Origin of the sequence: Saccharopolyspora hordei (assembly GCF_013410345.1) — a bacterium.
Taxonomy (GTDB): Bacteria; Actinomycetota; Actinomycetes; order Mycobacteriales; family Pseudonocardiaceae; genus Saccharopolyspora; species Saccharopolyspora hordei.
Genome location: NZ_JACCFJ010000001.1, coordinates 5,140,346 through 5,156,125, shown reverse-complemented (window position 1 = coordinate 5,156,125; position 15,780 = coordinate 5,140,346). Strand labels below are relative to the sequence as shown.

Annotated in this window: 14 protein-coding genes; 9 read left to right on the top strand and 5 right to left on the bottom strand. The window is 72.5% G+C overall.

What is annotated here, in order from left to right:
• Positions 1–76 precede the first annotated feature (76 nt).
• Genes HNR68_RS23620 through HNR68_RS23610 form a run of 3 tightly spaced genes read left to right on the top strand, consistent with a single transcriptional unit; the run spans position 77 to position 2,846 of the window.
• Complete coding sequence (locus tag HNR68_RS23620) at positions 77–697, top strand: TetR/AcrR family transcriptional regulator (protein ID WP_179723932.1); 621 nt, start codon at positions 77–79, stop codon at positions 695–697.
• Positions 694–2,232, top strand: coding sequence for a carboxylesterase/lipase family protein (locus HNR68_RS23615; protein ID WP_179723931.1), 1,539 nt, complete (start codon positions 694–696; stop codon positions 2,230–2,232). The genes HNR68_RS23620 and HNR68_RS23615 overlap by 4 nt, the downstream gene beginning before the upstream one ends.
• Positions 2,229–2,846 carry a VC0807 family protein gene (locus tag HNR68_RS23610; RefSeq protein ID WP_179723930.1) on the top strand — a complete coding sequence of 206 codons (618 nt, stop codon included), beginning with the start codon at positions 2,229–2,231 and terminating at the stop codon, positions 2,844–2,846. The genes HNR68_RS23615 and HNR68_RS23610 overlap by 4 nt, the downstream gene beginning before the upstream one ends.
• Before the next feature lie 40 nt (positions 2,847–2,886).
• On the opposite strand, the gene HNR68_RS23605 is transcribed toward HNR68_RS23610, so the two are convergent.
• From HNR68_RS23605 to HNR68_RS23595, 3 genes are all read right to left on the bottom strand, one after another.
• A complete protein-coding gene (locus HNR68_RS23605; protein ID WP_343050360.1) occupies positions 2,887–6,060 on the bottom strand; it encodes an arabinosyltransferase domain-containing protein in 3,174 nt (1,057 codons plus the stop codon).
• Positions 6,061–6,267: 207 nt separating this feature from the next.
• Positions 6,268–7,227, bottom strand: coding sequence for a glycosyltransferase family 2 protein (locus HNR68_RS23600; RefSeq protein WP_179723929.1), 960 nt, complete (start codon positions 7,225–7,227; stop codon positions 6,268–6,270).
• Positions 7,224–8,927 (bottom strand): hypothetical protein, encoded by a 1,704-nt coding sequence (locus tag HNR68_RS23595; protein WP_179723928.1) that lies wholly within the window; start codon positions 8,925–8,927, stop codon positions 7,224–7,226. The genes HNR68_RS23600 and HNR68_RS23595 overlap by 4 nt, the downstream gene beginning before the upstream one ends.
• 410 nt (positions 8,928–9,337) lie before the next feature.
• On the opposite strand from HNR68_RS23595, the gene rplU reads away from it, so the two are divergent.
• The 4 genes from rplU to proB all read left to right on the top strand — a co-directional run bounded on the left by rplU (position 9,338) and on the right by proB (position 12,775).
• Positions 9,338–9,646 (top strand): 50S ribosomal protein L21, encoded by a 309-nt coding sequence (gene rplU, locus HNR68_RS23590; RefSeq protein WP_179723927.1) that lies wholly within the window; start codon positions 9,338–9,340, stop codon positions 9,644–9,646.
• A gap of 14 nt (positions 9,647–9,660) precedes the next feature.
• A complete protein-coding gene (rpmA, locus tag HNR68_RS23585; protein WP_179723926.1) occupies positions 9,661–9,918 on the top strand; it encodes a 50S ribosomal protein L27 in 258 nt (85 codons plus the stop codon).
• 192 nt (positions 9,919–10,110) lie between these two features.
• Entirely contained in the window at positions 10,111–11,604 is a 1,494-nt protein-coding gene (gene obgE, locus HNR68_RS23580) for a GTPase ObgE (protein WP_179725421.1), read from the top strand.
• Positions 11,605–11,653: 49 nt separating this feature from the next.
• On the top strand, positions 11,654–12,775 hold the full coding sequence (gene proB, locus HNR68_RS23575; RefSeq protein WP_179723925.1) for a glutamate 5-kinase: 1,122 nt from the start codon (positions 11,654–11,656) through the stop codon (positions 12,773–12,775).
• Positions 12,776–12,809: 34 nt separating this feature from the next.
• Here proB and HNR68_RS23570 read toward each other — a convergent pair whose 3' ends face one another.
• Positions 12,810–14,087, bottom strand: a complete 1,278-nt coding sequence (locus HNR68_RS23570; protein ID WP_179723924.1) for an MFS transporter — start codon at positions 14,085–14,087, stop codon at positions 12,810–12,812.
• 157 nt (positions 14,088–14,244) lie between these two features.
• Entirely contained in the window at positions 14,245–14,463 is a 219-nt protein-coding gene (locus HNR68_RS23565; RefSeq protein ID WP_179723923.1) for an HC3 family zinc finger protein, read from the bottom strand.
• Positions 14,464–14,731: 268 nt separating this feature from the next.
• Between HNR68_RS23565 and HNR68_RS23560 the strand changes: the two genes are divergently transcribed.
• Positions 14,732–15,583: a helix-turn-helix domain-containing protein gene (locus tag HNR68_RS23560; protein WP_179723922.1), complete on the top strand. Its 852-nt coding sequence runs from the start codon at positions 14,732–14,734 to the stop codon at positions 15,581–15,583.
• Entirely contained in the window at positions 15,583–15,777 is a 195-nt protein-coding gene (locus HNR68_RS23555; RefSeq protein ID WP_179723921.1) for a DUF397 domain-containing protein, read from the top strand. Before HNR68_RS23560 ends, HNR68_RS23555 begins: the two co-directional genes overlap by 1 nt.
• The last annotated feature ends 3 nt before the right edge of the window (positions 15,778–15,780 follow it).

Below are 15,780 nucleotides of genomic sequence, written 5' to 3'. Positions count from 1 at the left end.
GTTTTCCGGCCCGTCCCCGAGCAGAGCAGGACGGCAGGTCGTCGCCGGGTTTGCTCAACCGTGCTAGGTTTTGCTCATGCGAGCAAATACCAGCTCGGGTGAGCAAGGCAGGTCGTTCACCGAACGGGGCAGGCGGGCGCAGATCGTCGCGGCGGCCATCGACACGATCGTCGAGCTCGGCTACCCGCGCGCGTCCTTCGGGCAGATCGCCCAGCGCGCCGGGCTGAGCAGCACGGGCATGATCTCCTACCACTTCACGAACAAGGCCGAGCTGATGCGGCAGGTCGTCACCGACGTCCACGCGGCGGCCGAGGCGCTGGTGGGGCCGCGCATCGACGCCGCCGACACGGCGCGCGGCCGGCTCCGCGCGTTCATCGAAGCGAGCATCGACTTCTACCGCACCCACCACCACCAGCTCCGCGCGCTCACGGAGATCCTCATCAACGAGCGCGGCGACGACCCGGTGCTGCCGCACCGGCGTGACGTCGAAGCCCTCGCCGAGCTGTTCCGCGCCGGGCAGCGAGCGGGGGAGTTCCGGGACTTCGACCCGCACGTCATGGCGGTGGCGCTGCGCCACGCGCTGGACGGCGTCGCCCTGCGGCTCGGCGCGGAGACCGACACCGACACGGAGCTCTACGCCCGTGAACTCGTGACCACGTTCGACCTCGCCACCCGAGCCTCCCAGGAGCAGCCATGACGAACACCCCGGAGACCACGCCGCGAGGTACCGCAGGACGCGGGACCGAAGAGGTCGTCGAACTCGACACGGGCCGCGTGCGCGGCCTGGTCTTCGACGAGCACCGGCTCTTCCAGGGCATCCCCTACGCCGCGCCACCCGTCGGCGAGCTGCGCTGGCGCGCGCCGCAGCCGGTCGAGCCGTGGGCGGGGGTGCGGGACGCGACCGAGCCGGGCAGCCCGTGCCCGCAGCTGCCGCAGCCCTTCGCGGCAATGGCCAGCGGCGACGAGGACTGCCTCTCCCTCAACGTCACCGCGCCGCGGGCCGGCGGGCCCAAGCCGGTCATGGTGTGGCTGCACGGCGGTGGCGGCACCAACGGCGAGGGCGCGGTCTTCAACCCGCGTCGCCTGGTGGTCGCCGAGGACGTCGTGGTGGTGACCGCGAACTACCGGCTGGGCATCTTCGGCGGCTTCGGCTACCCGGGTCTGCCGGGCGGGGCGTTCGGGATCGCCGACCAGCAGGCGGTGCTGCGCTGGGTGCAGCGCAACATCGCGGCCTTCGGCGGCGACCCGGACAACGTGACCCTGTTCGGCGAGTCCTACGGCGGGCTCAGCGTCAGCGCGCACCTGGTGGCCCCGGGGTCGGCGGGCCTGTTCCACCGGGCGATCGTGCAGAGCGGGTTCCCGCTGATGCGCGCCCCGGCCAACACCTTCGTGCCCGGCTCGCCGGCCATGCCGTCGATGTGGCTGTCCGCCGCGGAGCTCGAGGGACTGGCGGAGCACCTGGTCGCCGAGCGCGGCTGGGTGCGCGCGGGTGCGGGCAGCGCGGTCGACCAGCTGCGCGCCCTCCCGGTCGACGAGCTGCTCACCCTGACCTCGGTCTTCGCCCGGCCGGCGTTCGGCAACGACGTGCTGCCCGAGTCCCCGGCCGAGGCGCTGCGGGCCGGGCGCTTCCACCGCGTCCCGGTGCTCGTCGGCGGCACCCGGGACGAGGCCCGGCTGTTCACCGGCATGTTCTTCGACGGCGTCGGTCAGCCGGTCACCGAGGAGCGCTACGGCGCGCTGCTGGCCGAGAGCTTCGGCGACGCGGCCGACGAGATCGCGCGCGAGTACCCGGTGGGCGCCCACCCGTCGCCGAGCGTGGCGTGGTCGACGGTGCTCGACGACGCGGCCTGGGCGCGGTCGGTGTGGGACCTCGGGCACGCCCTGGCCGCGCACACCCCGACCTACGTCTACGAGTTCGCCGACCGCGACGCCCCCGCGGTCGTGCCGTTCCCGGAGGGGTTCCCGCCGGGCGCCCACCACGCGGCCGAACTGCCGTACCAGTTCGACATGGGCGCGCCAGGGCCGCTGTCCGCGGAGCAGTGGCGGCTGGCGGCCACGATGAACCGCTGCTGGGCCGCCTTCGCGCGCGACGGCGAGCCCGGCGGGCCCGGGCTCGTGGACTGGCCGCGCTTCACGGCCGACGACCCGCACGTCCAGTCGCTGCGCCCGGAGCGGATCGGGCGGGTCGACTTCGCCGCCGAGCACCGCCTGGAGTTCTGGGCCGGGAGATGAGGCAGCAGGTCCAGCTGGTGCTCGTCGACGCCGGCCTGCCGATCGCGCTGTACTACGGGCTGCGCCTGCTGGGGTGCGACCCGCTGGCGGCGCTGCTGGTCAGTGCGGTCGTCCCGGCGGTGCGGCTGCTGCACGGGCTGCTGGTGCGCCGCCGGGTCGAGCCGTTCGCGGCGTTCGTGCTGGTCGTCGTCGCGCTGAGCGTCGCGACGTCGTTCGTCACCGGCAGCCCGCGCGTGCTGCTGGCCAAGGACGCGTGGCTGGTGGCGGCCTGCGGGGTGGGGGCGCTGCTCACGCTGCTGGGCAGACCGGTCGTGTTCACCCTCGGCCGGGTGCTCGCGGTCCGGTCCGGGTGGCACGACGACTGGGACCGGCAGTGGGCGGAGTCGGCGGCGTTCCGCCGCGTGTGGCGGGTGCTGACCGTGCTCTGGGGCGTGGTGCTGCTCGCCGAGGCCGGCGTGAAGGTGCTGCTGGCGTTCACGCTGCCGATCGACCTGGTGCCGGTGCTGTCGACGGTGCAGTGGCTCGTGGTGCTGGTCCTGCTGCAGGTGGTCACCCAGCTCTACCTGCGCCGACCCGCGGTCCGCGCGGTGGTCGACGGCACCGGCCGGAGCTGAGGGGCGCGTCCCGCCAGGGGGTGGGACGCGCCCCGCTCGGTCAGTTCTGCTCCGGCGTGTCGAAGGTGGGGATGTCGGTGCGGTCGTCAGAGCTGGGCACGTCGTTCGGCAGCTGCACCGCCTGGGTCAGCGGGCCTGGCGACCAGGTGCCCCAGTGGGTCTCCCGGTGGACCTCCAACGCCGCCTCCGCGGGGAGCGCGTCCACGCCGTAGGGGTCCACCACGTAGAGCGAACCCCAGTCCTGCTGCGGGTCGCCGCGCAGGTAGGTCGGCAGGACCCGGACGCTCGACGCCACCTTGAGCCAGCCGAACGGGCCGCCCGCGTCCGGCGACGACCAGCCCTCGCCGATGTCCCGCACCAGCTCACCGGCGGACACCCGGAAGCGCGGCATCTCGGCGATGCCGTTGTAGAGCCCGGAGATCCGCAGGCACGGGTGCACCAGCGCGGCGGGCCACTCCACGAACGTCGGGGCGTCGCCGACGAGCTCGGTCATGCTGGTCAGCTTCGGCACGCGCGGCGCGGTCACCGCCACCCAGCCCTCCGCGCCGAGCGACTGGTCGACCACGACCACGCGCATCTTCGTGGCGCCCTCGGCCTCGGCGCCCAGCGTGTACCGGTGGTCGCGCCAGCCCGGCGGTGGGCCCTGCTCGACGGCGTAGCGGCCGGTGATCTGGAAGCCCCGGGCGGTGTCCCGGCCGAACTCCAGCACCACCGAGTTCGCCCCGGTCTCCGCGCCGGCCAGGCTCACCACCACCGGCACCTCGCCGCGCAGCGCCTCCTCCGGCAGGTCGTACCAGGGGGTGCGCAGCTCGCCGGTGCCGAGCCCGGCCTCGTCGTAGCTGCCCCACGCCGGGGCGTCGTCCCCGCCGAACTGGTGCGGCGGCTTCCAGTTCGGCTCCTCCGGGGTGAGGCCGTTGTTGGACGGGACGCCGGGCCGGGAGAAACCGGTCTCCTTCGGCTGCAGGTACTGGTCGGCGGTCTCGTGACCGTCCAGCCGCTTCGGCGGGACGGGCAGCGACTCGTCCCGCGCCGGCGCGGCCACCGTCGGCTGCTCGGCCGAGACCGGCAGCACGCTCGCCCGCGGATCGGTCTCCACGTCGATGTAGTCGGACAGCCCGCAGCTGGACCCGGACAGCTGCTTGATGTTGTCCACGCCCAGGTTGTAGGTGCCCTCCTGCTTGTGGATGGCCTTGCCGAAGGCCGCCAGCTCGCCGAGCACCAGCAGGGCGCACAGCACCGACAGCGGCGCGGTGCCCAGCCGCAGCGCCCGGCTCCGCTTCTCCGTGTTCCAGCTCTCGTCGACGACCTTCGGGTTGTTCTCGTCGATGCGCAGGTGCTCGATGAGCGCGATGACGCCCGCGACCGCGGCGAAGACCAGGATCAGGGTGCTGAAGTTGTACCCGCGGAACGACGGTGGCTTGTCGAACCACGGGATGCCCCAGCCGGAGACGTACCACCAGGCGTTGGGGCCGGTGGCGGCGAACGCCAGGATCACCATCAGCCCGGCCACGAACGCCGCCCGGTTGCGCCGCGAGCGCAGCACCGTGGTGCTGGTGGCCAGCGCGGTCAGCGCGGCCAGCGCACCGCCGAAGGCGGCGAAGATGCCGAAGTGGTGGGTGTGCTTGGTGGGCGTCAGCGCCAGCACGCCGAAGCACATCGCGACGACCGCCAGCAGCCGCCGGCTCGGACCCAGCGCCGCGCCGCGGATGCGGTTGCGGCGCAGCAGCACGACCGCGCAGGTCACCAGGCACAGGACCACCAGCAGCACCGGGAACCGCCGGGTCAGCGACCCGTCCGGGCTCTGGCTGAACAGCAGGCTGTAGCGGCTGAGCTCCTCGTACCACCGGCCGTTGGGGCCGAAGGTGGTCTTGAGCTCCATCGAGTCCAGCACCGACCGGAAGGTCTGGTCGGAGAAGACCAGCGTGAGGATGACGAACCCGGACGCCGAGATCGGGGCCAGCACCGGCAGCCAGCCGAACTCGTGGGCGCGCTTGCGCACCAGCCGGTACAGCGGCTTGAACGAGGCGACGTAGGGCAGCACGGCGACCAGGCCGTGCGGGTTGACGCCCACCGACAGCGCCGCGCCGACCAGGCCCAGGGCCGCGGGCATCAGCCGCCCGGTCCCGACGGCGCGCTCCACCGCGCACAGCGCCAGCAGGGAGAACAGCACCACGACCGGTTCGGCGCGCAGCCCGTTGTCGTAGGGCAGCCAGAAGGCCAGGAACACCGCGGCCGCGGCCCAGCCGGCGGCGTGGGAGCGCCGCACCTGCTGGCCGAGCCGGGGCAGCACCTCGCGGCTGATCAGCAGCCAGGACACCACGCCCATGAGCAGCGCGGGCAGCCGCACCCACGGCGTCGCCGTGGACACCTGCACCCACAGCGCGTACACCTCGTAGAACCAGCCGAACGGCGACTCGGGGTTGGCGAACCAGCGGTAGTAGTTGCTGACGTACCCGGCGCTCTCCTCCGAGCGCACCATGCTGAGGACGTAGCCGTCGTCGGAGGTCATCGCCCCGATCAGCCACCAGACGCCCAGCGTCAGGTACACCGCGCCGTCGCGCAGCGTCGGCTTCCACCAGCCGGCCGGGGCCAGGCGCGGCGGTCGCCGCCCGGCGCGCACGTCCAGCCGCCGCAGGCACACCACGGAGCCGACGAACGCCGCGACGGTCAGCGCGATCACGACGACCTTGAGCACCGTGGGCTCGGTGCTGAACCGGTTGTCCACGCGGGCCTCGAAGGACAACCCGCGGACGTCGTCGACCGCGTTGTCGAGGTCGGAGTAGATGCCGGTGAGCTGGGGCCGCTGGTCACCGGTGACGTGCGCCCACCGCTCGCCGCCGATGGTGGCGGTGGTGCCCGCGCCGTCGGCGCGCAGCGCGATGGTGCAGTCGCCGGGCGGCAGGTCGACCGTGCTGACCTGCTGACCCTTGGTGAACAGCGAGACCTGGCCGTTGTCGACCTGCAGCACGAGGCCGGTCAGCTTGCCGAAGTCCGAGGACGGCGGGTTGGTGCTCAGCAGCATGCCCGGTCCGTCGGTGCGCTCGTCGAGGCTCCGCACGGACGCGCAGGGCACCTCCGCGTCCAGCCACACCGGGGAGTAGGCGACCAGCGGCGCGGAGACCGATCTGGTCCCCTCCGCGGTCGGCCACTTCAACGTGCTGACGTCGTGTTCGACCGGCAGGAACGGGATCAGCAGGGCGAGCACCGTTCCCACGGTTCCGAGGATCGCGGCAGACAGCCGAAGTCGCTTCGCCGAGTGCACGCGCTGCACCTTACGGGGGTGCGGTGGCCCGCGGATGAGCGCACCCCCGGGCGCGGGCGCGCCGTTACCGCCTGGTCGCCGGGCTGTGACCCCGCAGTAGTTGATCTTCACTCGAAGATCGGGTGAGGGGGCGACGACGGGCCGCGCGGCCGTCCGGCGCTAGGCGGCGGAGCGGGTGACCGGGGTCTGGTCGGACACCAGGACCTCGACGTCGCGCTCCCGGCCGGTGCGGTGCAGCACGAGCTCGGCGAGCAGCCCCACCGAGACCATCTGCACCGCGAAGACCTCCAGCAGGATGCCGAGGGTCAGCAGCGGCCGGGTCCCGATCGGCTGGTCGGTGAACACCCACACGCCGGTCAGGTACAGCAGGATGAGCGTGCCGATCGTCCCGGCCAGCATCCCCAGCCCGCCGAACAGGTGCGCCGGGCGCCGCCCGTAGCGGGTCAGCGTGACCACCGTGAGCAGGTCCAGCGCTCCGCGCAGGTAGCGCTCCAGGCCGTACTTGGACGTGCCGTGCAGGCGCGGCCGGTGGTGCACGGCCAGCTCGGAGACCCGGTAGCCCAGCTGGTGCGCCAGCGCCGGGATGTAGCGGTGCAGCTCCCCGTACAGCGGGACCCGCCGGTAGATCTCGGTCCGCGCGGCCTTGAGCCCGCAGTTGTGGTCGGACAGCTTCAGGCCGGTGATCAGCCCGGTGAACCAGTTGAACACCTTCGACGGCAGCCGCTTGCCCAGCGGGTCCTGCCGGTTCGCCTTGTGCCCGCTGACCAGGTCGGCCCCGGAGTCCAGCTCGGCCAGCAGCCGGGGGATCTCGGCGGGGTCGTCCTGCAGGTCGGCGTCCAGCGTGACCAGCAGCTCGCCGCGGGCCTCGGCGACCCCGGCGGCCAGCGCCGCCGCCTTGCCGAAGTTGCGGCGCAGGCGGATGCCGCGGATCCGCGGGTCCCGGGCGGCGTGCTCGGTGATCACCTGCCAGCTGTCGTCGGTGCTGCCGTCGTCGACGACCAGCAGCTCCCAGCTGCGTTCCTGCTGCTCCATGGCCTCGCTGATCTCGGCGAACAGCCGGGGCAAGTTGTCCCGCTCGTTCTTCGCCGGGGTCAGCAGCGACACTTCGGGTGACGTCATGACACGACCTGCGGGCTTTCGGTGAGGGGCCGGATCCACCAGCCGTCGGGGAAGTGGAAGGCGACGCGCAGCGGGCCCGGCTGGGCCGGGGCGACCGCTTCGAAGCCGAGACCGATCTCGATGCCCGGCGTCTGCGCTTCGGCGTCCGAGCGCGGGATGTCCACGACACCGCCGCCGACGACCGTGCCGCTCTGGTCGAGCACGGCGACGCAGCGGGCGCGCTCGATGCCCGAGATGGCCCAGCCCTCGAGCATCCGCGCCCCGCCGTGCACCTGGTCGGTCTCCACGTTGAGGATCACGTCCCGACCGTCCGGGCGGGGTTCACGGAACACGCCGTCGCTGGGCGTGCGCCAGGTCGCGGTGCTGACCCGGTCGCCGATCTCCAGGCCGTCCGGGCAGCCGAGGCTGAACTCGGGCGAGAACGGGTAGTGGCCCAGCGCCTTCAGCCGCGGCAGCAGGCGCTCCGGTTCCGGGAACCGGTCGGCGAAGGCGTCCGGGTGCTCGATGCGCGCCGCGATGGCCAGCAGCTCCTGGTTCGGGGCGTCGGCGCGGACGCTCTGCGCCATCGGCGCGCCGAGCGCGACGGTGGCCAGCACGGTGCCGCCGACGATGACGGTGCGCAGCTTCGGCAGCTTCGGCCAGGCGACCACGATCACCAGCAGTGCGATCCACAGCGCCGCGGTCATGCTGTTGTACCGGCTCTGCAGCCCGGCCGACTCGCCGAACGCGGCGCGCGAACCGGAGATCATCACCGCGCACCCGACGGCGTAGAGCGCCAGGCCCCACCAGGGCGCCGCGCTGCGCCGCTGCTCCGGCGTCTGCTGCGCGTGCGCCACCAGCGCCGCCAGCCCGGCCACCCCCGCGATGAGCGCGATCGCGGGTTCGGTCCCGGTCCACACCATGCCGAGCATGCTCAGCCCGGCCAGCAGGGCCTGCGCCGGGTCGTCGGTGGGTGAGGAGCCCCCGCCGCCCTGCGGACCGCGCAGCACCAGCCAGGTCAGCACCACGACGGCCCCGACCACCAGCGGCGTCGCCACCCACCGGCGCCGGTCGCCGCGCAGCCACGCCACCAGGGCCAGCGCCGGCCACACCGCGAACGAGGTGCCGTAGCTGATCGACGCCAGCAGGCCGAAGGCGACCGCCCACAGCCGGTGCCCGCGCTGCACCGCCAGCAGGGCCGCGAGCACCAGCGCCAGCGCCAGCAGCCAGGACGCCCCGCTCATCGAGCGGACGTAGTTGTGGATGCCGTGCGGGTTGAACACCAGCGTCGAGCTGGCCGCCACCAGGCCGGCCCGCTGCCAGCGGTTCAGCGACCGGGGCAGCATCGCCCAGACCAGCAGCACGCTGACCACGCCGAAGGCGATGATCAGCAGGCCCAGCGGTTGGTTGAGGCCGTTGCCGTAGCGGGCGCTGAGCCAGAACAGCAGGCTGGGCAGCACGAACGGGTGCTCGTTGCGGAACCCGAGGAGCGCTTCCGGCCGCAGCGTGCCGTCGTCGTTGGTGATGTCGAGCAGCACCCACCAGTAGTCGTAGAAGTGCATCTGCGGGTAGCGCAGCACTTCGCGGAGCATCATCAGCGGCGGCACGATCGCCGACAGCCCGAGCAGCAGCGGTCCGTAGCGGTGCAGCGGACTCGGGCGCGGGGGATCCCCGGAGGTGGTGCGCTCGTCCCGCTCGGTCCCCGGTGCGATGTCAGTCACGAGGTGGTCCCCAGATCGAGTAGAACGGCGACTCACCGTAGCAAGCGACCGGGGTGCCGGGGACCTCCTTCCGGCAAGATGTGTGCTTGACCGCGTTCGGCGGGACGGCCTAGCCTGGCGCGGCTCGCCCGTCGTGACTGCCAGCGGCTGCGCGCCTCGCAGCGCGCCGCCCCCCGGCTGACCGGGTCCTGGGGTGCGGTCTGTATGATGAGTGAGAACTTCTCGCCGCCGGACGGGCGGAGAGAATAAACGCTTGTTCCGGGTGGTGCTCCGCGCTGCCGGGACGGGAACCCCACCGAGACGCTGCACCGGCGGCGTGGTAGGAATCCTCGACTCTCCTGGGTCGAGGTGGACGTCCGCCACAGACCTGGTGAAAGTAGCGAAACCGAGCAGCAGGAGACTTCCGACTCATGTACGCGATCGTCAAGACCGGCGGCAAGCAGTACAAGGTGGCTGTCGGAGACGTCGTCGAGGTCGAGAAGCTCGAAGGCGAGCTGGGCTCCGAGGTCAGCCTCCCGGCACTGATGGTCGTCGATGGCAACGAGGTCACGACCGACGCCGACGCGCTGGCCAAGGTGTCGGTGACCGGCAAGCTGGTCGAGCAGACCAAGGGCCCCAAGATCCGCATCCACAAGTTCAAGAACAAGACCGGCTACCACAAGCGGCAGGGTCACCGCCAGAAGCTGACCCGCGTCGAGGTCACCGGCATCAACAAGTGAGGACCTGAGTAGTCATGGCACACAAGAAGGGCGCATCCAGCTCTCGGAACGGCCGCGACTCGAACCCGAAGTACCTCGGGGTGAAGCGCTACGGCGGCCAGGTCGTCAAGGCCGGTGAGATCCTGGTCCGGCAGCGGGGGACCAAGTTCCACCCGGGTCTGAACGTGGGCCGCGGCGGCGACGACACCCTGTTCGCGCTGTCCGCCGGCACCGTCGAGTTCGGACGTTACCGTGGCCGCAAGGCCGTCAGCGTGAAGCCGGTCGAGGCCTGATCCGGCTCTCGACGCTTGCACTTCCCGACGAGGGGCGGGTCCGGCTAGTCCGGCCCGCCCCTCGTCGCTGTTTTCCGGACCCGGTCCGCCGGTGCCGGGCCCGCCGCGTTCCGGCTGCCGGGACGCGGGGTGGCCCCGCTCCCGCGGACCTGGTCCCGCGTTCTCCCGCCGGGCCCGCCCCGGCCGATCGTCCTGGAGGCATTCGTGTCGCGGTTCGTTGACCGCGTGACCATCCACGTCGCGGCAGGCGATGGTGGGAATGGCTGCGCCTCGGTGCACCGGGAGAAGTTCAAGCCGCTGGGCGGTCCGGACGGCGGCAACGGGGGCAAGGGCGGCGACGTGCGGCTCGTCGTCGACCCGAACGTGCACACCCTGCTGGACTTCCACTACCGGCCCAACGCGCGCGCGGCCAACGGCAAGCCGGGCAGGGGCGCGATGCGCAACGGCGCCCAGGGCGAGGACCTGGTGCTGCCGGTGCCGGACGGCACCGTGGTGCTCACCGAGGACGGCGAGGTGCTGGCCGACCTGGTCGGCGCCGGCACCACGTTCGTGGCCGCCGCGGGCGGCCGCGGTGGCCTGGGCAACGCGGCGCTGGCCTCCAAGGCGCGCAAGGCCCCCGGTTTCGCCCTGCTCGGCGAGCCGGGCGAGCGGTGCGACCTGGTGCTGGAGCTGAAGTCGGTCGCCGACGTCGGCCTGGTCGGCTTCCCGTCGGCGGGCAAGTCCTCGCTCATCTCGGTGCTGTCCGCCGCCCGCCCGAAGATCGCGGACTACCCGTTCACCACGCTGGTGCCGAACCTGGGCGTGGTCACCGCGGGCGACACCGTGTTCACCGTGGCCGACGTGCCCGGTCTCATCCCGGGCGCCAGCGAGGGCCGCGGCCTCGGCCTCGACTTCCTGCGGCACATCGAGCGCTGCGCCGTGCTGGTGCACGTCGTCGACTGCGCCACCCTGGAGCCTGGCCGCGACCCGGTGTCCGATGTGGAGGCGCTGGAGAACGAGCTCGCGCAGTACACGCCGGCGCTGCAGGCGGAGCACGGCGGAGCGGACCTCGCGGAGCGCCCGCGCCTGGTCGTGCTCAACAAGGTGGACGTGCCGGAGGCCCGCGAGCTGGCCGAGCTGGTGCGCCCCGACTTCGAGGACCGCGGCTGGCCGGTGTTCGAGGTGTCCACCGCCTCCCGCGAGGGCCTGCGCGAGCTGAGCTTCGCGATGGCCGCCGAGGTGGAGCGCTACCGGGAGCAGCTGCCGCCGCCGGAACCGGCCCGCGTGGTGGTCCGGCCCACCGCGGTCGACGACGGCGGGTTCACCGTCGAGCCCGACCCGGAGGACGAGGACGCCTACGTGGTGCGCGGCGAGAAGCCCGAGCGCTGGGTGCGGCAGACGGACTTCAACAACAGCGAGGCGGTCGGCTACCTGGCCGACCGGCTGGCCAAGCTCGGTGTCGAGGAGGAGCTCGCCAAGCAGGGCGCACAGCCGGGCAGCCAGGTGACCATCGGCGGCGTGACCTTCGACTGGGAGCCGTCCACCCCGGCCGGTGTCGCCGGTGTGCTCGGCCGCCGCGGTACGGACCTGCGCCTCGAGCACGACGACCGGGTCACCGCCAGCGAGCGCAAGGCCGCGAAGAAGGCCCGCCGCAGCTCGCTGGACGAGTACGGCCAGTACGTGGAGAAGCCGCAGGAGGACGAGTGAGCGGCGTCAGCCGCGGTCGTCGCCTGCGAGGTGGTGAGGAGGACGGTCGGTGACCGAGGAGCTCTCGGCGACCAGGAAGGCGGTGGCGGCCGCGCAGCGGATCGTGGTGAAGGTCGGCTCCTCGTCGCTCACCACGACCGAGGGCGGTCTCGACCCGGAGCGGCTGTCCGCGCTGGTCGACTCGGTGGCCCGGCGCGTGGCGTCGGGGTGCCAGGTCGTGCTGGTGTCGTCGGGCGCGATCGCGGCGGGCCTCGCGCCGCTGGGGCTGCGGCGCCGGCCGCGGGACCTGGCCACCCAGCAGGCGGCCGCGAGCGTCGGCCAGCAGGCCCTCGCGCACGCCTACGCCGAGTCCTTCTCCCGCTACCAGCTGACCGTGGGGCAGGTGCTGCTGACCGCCGAGGACGTGATGCGGCGGGGCCACTACCGCAACGCCCAGCGCACCCTGCACCGGCTGCTGGGGCTGGGCGCGGTGCCGGTGGTCAACGAGAACGACACGGTGGCCACCACCGAGATCCGCTTCGGTGACAACGACCGGCTCGCCGCGCTCGTCTCGCACCTGGTGGGCGCCGACGCGCTGATCCTGCTGTCCGATGTGGACGCCCTGTACGACGGGGACCCGCGCCACGGCGGGGCTTCGGTGGTCCGCGAGGTCAACGGCGACGCGGACATGGTCGGCGTGCAGGCGGGCAGCACCGGTGCGTCCGGCCTCGGCACCGGCGGCATGGCCTCGAAGGTGGGGGCGGCCCGGGTCGCCTGCTCCTCGGGCATCCCGGTGCTGCTGACCTCGGCCGCGCTGGCCGAGCGGGCGCTGGGCCCGGCGGACGTGGGCACCGCCTTCGCCGCCACGGGCAGCCGGTTGTCGGCGCGCCGCTTCTGGCTCGCGCACGCCGCCGACTCCAACGGGCGGCTGTGGCTGGACGACGGCGCGGTCACGGCCGTGGTGGAGCGCCGCCGCTCCCTGCTGGCCGCGGGCATCACCTCGGTGGAGGGCGCCTTCGACGGCGGTGACGTGGTGGAACTGGTCGACCCGTCGGGCGTGGTGGTGGCCCGCGGCGTGGTCGCCTACGACGCCTCGGAGCTGCCGGAGCTCATCGGCCGCTCCACCCACGAGCTCCCGCCGGAGCAGCGCCGCGAGGTGGTCCACGCCGACGACCTGGTGCCCCTCCGCTGACCCCCGAGGCGCCCCGGGGGCCAGCGGCCGTGCGTCAGCGGAGCTCGGTGCCCCGGGTCTCCGGGAGGGTGCGGATCACGAAGAACGCGATCGCGGAAGCGATGGCGATGTACCAGAAGAACACCGTCGACAGCTCGTAGCGGGCCAGGGTCTGGATGACCAGCGGCGCCGTGCCGCCGAAGACCGCGACGGTGAGGTTGTACCAGGCGCCGATGCCCAGGCCGCGCAGCTCGGTGGGGAACAGCTCGGACATGATCGCCGGGGCGATCGAGGTCATCGCGGTGTAGAGCGCGATCCCGACGCAGAAGACCACCAACAGGTTGCCCAGGCCGGGACGCACCAGGCTGGACATCGGCACGATGAGCACCGCCGTGGCCGCCGACCACACCAGCAGCTGCGGCTTGCGGCCGAAGCGGTCCGACAGCGCACCGACCGGGTACTGCAGGGCGACGAACAGCGCGGTGGCGATGGACAGCGCCAGGAAGACGTCGGTGGCGTCGGCGTTCCGGTTGTTCACCGCGAACGGCGTCAGCGCGCTGAAGAACGTGTAGTAGCACAGCGTGGAGAGCATGCTGAAGCCCACCAGCTGCCCGACCGCCTTCGGGTGCCGCGTCAGCGTGGTCCACAGCGGGTTCTTCAGGGCCTTGGCCTTGGACTGGTTCTCCTCGAACTGCTCGGTCTCCTCCAGGGTCCGGCGCAGCCAGATGCCCAGCAGGCCGAGCACGCCGCCGATGAGGAACGGGATGCGCCAGCCGAACTCGGTGAGCTGCTGCTCGTCGAGCACCGCGGTCAGCAGGTAGCCCAGCAGCGACGCGACGAGCAGCGCGGTCCCGGTGGAGATGTAGAAGAACGCCGAGTACCGGCCGCGCTTGGCGGCGGGCGCGATCTCGGCGAGGTAGGCGGAGGCGTTGGACACCTCGCCGCCCAGCGAGAGGCCCTGGCTGACGCGGGCCAGCACCAGCAGCACCGCCGCCGCCCAGCCGATCGTCCCGTAGGTCGGCAGCACGCCGATCACCAGTGACCCGCCGGCCATCAGCGAGATGGTCAGCAGCATCGCGGTCTTGCGTCCGCGCAGGTCGGCGAACCGGCCGAGCAGCCAGCCGCCGAGCGGGCGGAAGAAGAACGCGAGCGCGAACGTGGCCAGGGTGTTGATCAGCGCGAGCTCGCCGGGGAAGAACGCGCTCGCGAAGTAGACGCTGAAGGCCGTGTAGACGGTCCAGTCGTACCACTCGATGGCGTTGCCGATGCTCGCTGCGACCAGGGTGCGCAGGGGCAGCCGGGATTCCCCGGTCGTCGCCGTGCCTTGGGACATCGCATCCTCCGGTGTCGTGGCAAGACGCCCGCGTCCAGGAGGCATGTCGATGCACTCCGGACCTCGAACGGGTGACGACACAGTACGGTCTGCGTCGCTCGTTCGGAAGGTCCGGATCCAGCGAGTGAGCAGGGACCGCGGTCCGTGACCGCGCCGCTCAGCCGGGGACGATCGGGGTGCCGGCCAGTTCGTGCGCGCCGCGGTTGCACTCCGGGCAGGTCGTCCACAGCCACGCCACGTCGGAGTTGTCCACAGTGATCTGCGCACCGCACAACGTCGCGATCCGGGTGTCGTCGGGGAAACCACCCTTCGGTCGCGGGTCTGTCGTGGCGTGCCGCTGACCTTCGCCCGGTTGCCAGCGGAACGGGTGTGGCATGAGCGATCACCGCCTGTCACGGGTCGACCCGAGGCGCGCCCCGGGAGTGCGTCGCGTCCTGGCAGCAGGGTGGCGGGGCGAGCGCGGGACCGCGGACGCGGCGGCCCGCGCGGTCGGGTCGCAGGTCGTCGCGGCGTCGTCCGGGGTCCGCATCTCGTGCTCCTGGTGGGTCGTTGTCGGACGTACCATTCTGCTGGTACGGAAACAGGGGGCCAATTACCTGAACAGGTAGTGGTTACCGCCGCGGGATTCTGTTTCGCTGACGTCCATGACCCGGACCACTGGCGGTACGCCGAAGGCCCGCGCGCTCGGCGCGGAGCTGCGCGAAGCCCGGCAAGCGGTCGGGCGGAGCCTGCGTGCGCTGGCACAGGAGCTCGACACCAACCACGTCAAGCTGATGCGGTACGAGACCGGGCGGTCCGTCCCGTCCCCGGACGTGGTGGCCGCCTTCGTGACCGCGTTGGGCCTCCCCGCTGCTGAACGTGACCGCCTCGTGGAGATGGCGCGGGACGCCGACGCGCCGAACTGGCTCACCGCGGACCGGGCCGGGGTGCGGCAGGAGCTGACCGCGCTCATCGAGTTCGAGCGCACCGCCACCCGCATCACCAACGTCGCCACCGGGTTGGTGCCGGGCCTGCTGCAGACCTCCGACTACGCGCGGGCGGTGATGCGCGGCAAACCCGTGGGCGAGGCGGAGAAGCTGGTGCTGATGCGGCTCGGCCGCCGGGAGGTGCTGGCCTCCCGTGACGCGCCGCACCTGACCGCGATCATCAGCGAGAACGCCCTCCGCGAGCCGATCGGCGGGTACGCCGTGATGGCCGAGCAGCTGCACAAGGTGGCGGAACTGGCGGAGTGGCCGAACATCGACGTGCGGGTGGTGCCCGCCGGCTGCACCCGCTGGCACCCCGGGCACGTCGGCCCGTTCGTGGTGTTCGAGTTCCCCAAAGCTCAGCCGATCGTGCACCTGGAGCACTACCGTTCGGCTGCTTTCCTCCACAACCCCGGAGTCGCGCGGGAATACCTGGACGCGATCACTACCCTGCTCTCGTTCGCGATGGACGACGCCGAGTCGATCGCGTTCATCACGAAGTGCGCGGACGAGATGGAGGCTCTCGCGTGATGACGGCACAGCCGGTGGGGTGGCGGAAGTCGAGCCGGTCGGCGCAGGAGACCGACTGCGTCGAGGTCGGTCGTTGCGGCGACGGTGCGGCGGTCCGCGACTCCAAGCACCGGGAGGGCGGGTACCTCACCGTCTCCGGGGCGCAGTGGCGGTCCTTCGTCGCCGGGGTCCGCGCCGGCCGGTTCGACGGCTGACGA

Bases quoted from the DNA above. Each gene is read 5' to 3' on its own strand.
- HNR68_RS23620 (WP_179723932.1), top strand. From the start codon at position 77: ATGCGAGCAAATACCAGCTCGGGTGAGCAAGGCAGGTCGTTCACCGAA.
- HNR68_RS23615 (WP_179723931.1), top strand. From the start codon at position 694: ATGACGAACACCCCGGAGACCACGCCGCGAGGTACCGCAGGACGCGGG.
- HNR68_RS23610 (WP_179723930.1), top strand. From the start codon at position 2,229: ATGAGGCAGCAGGTCCAGCTGGTGCTCGTCGACGCCGGCCTGCCGATC.
- HNR68_RS23600 (WP_179723929.1), bottom strand. From the start codon at position 7,227: ATGACGTCACCCGAAGTGTCGCTGCTGACCCCGGCGAAGAACGAGCGG.
- rplU (WP_179723927.1), top strand. From the start codon at position 9,338: ATGTACGCGATCGTCAAGACCGGCGGCAAGCAGTACAAGGTGGCTGTC.
- rpmA (WP_179723926.1), top strand. From the start codon at position 9,661: ATGGCACACAAGAAGGGCGCATCCAGCTCTCGGAACGGCCGCGACTCG.
- HNR68_RS23570 (WP_179723924.1), bottom strand. From the start codon at position 14,087: ATGTCCCAAGGCACGGCGACGACCGGGGAATCCCGGCTGCCCCTGCGC.
- HNR68_RS23565 (WP_179723923.1), bottom strand. From the start codon at position 14,463: ATGCCACACCCGTTCCGCTGGCAACCGGGCGAAGGTCAGCGGCACGCC.
- HNR68_RS23560 (WP_179723922.1), top strand. From the start codon at position 14,732: ATGACCCGGACCACTGGCGGTACGCCGAAGGCCCGCGCGCTCGGCGCG.
- HNR68_RS23555 (WP_179723921.1), top strand. From the start codon at position 15,583: ATGACGGCACAGCCGGTGGGGTGGCGGAAGTCGAGCCGGTCGGCGCAG.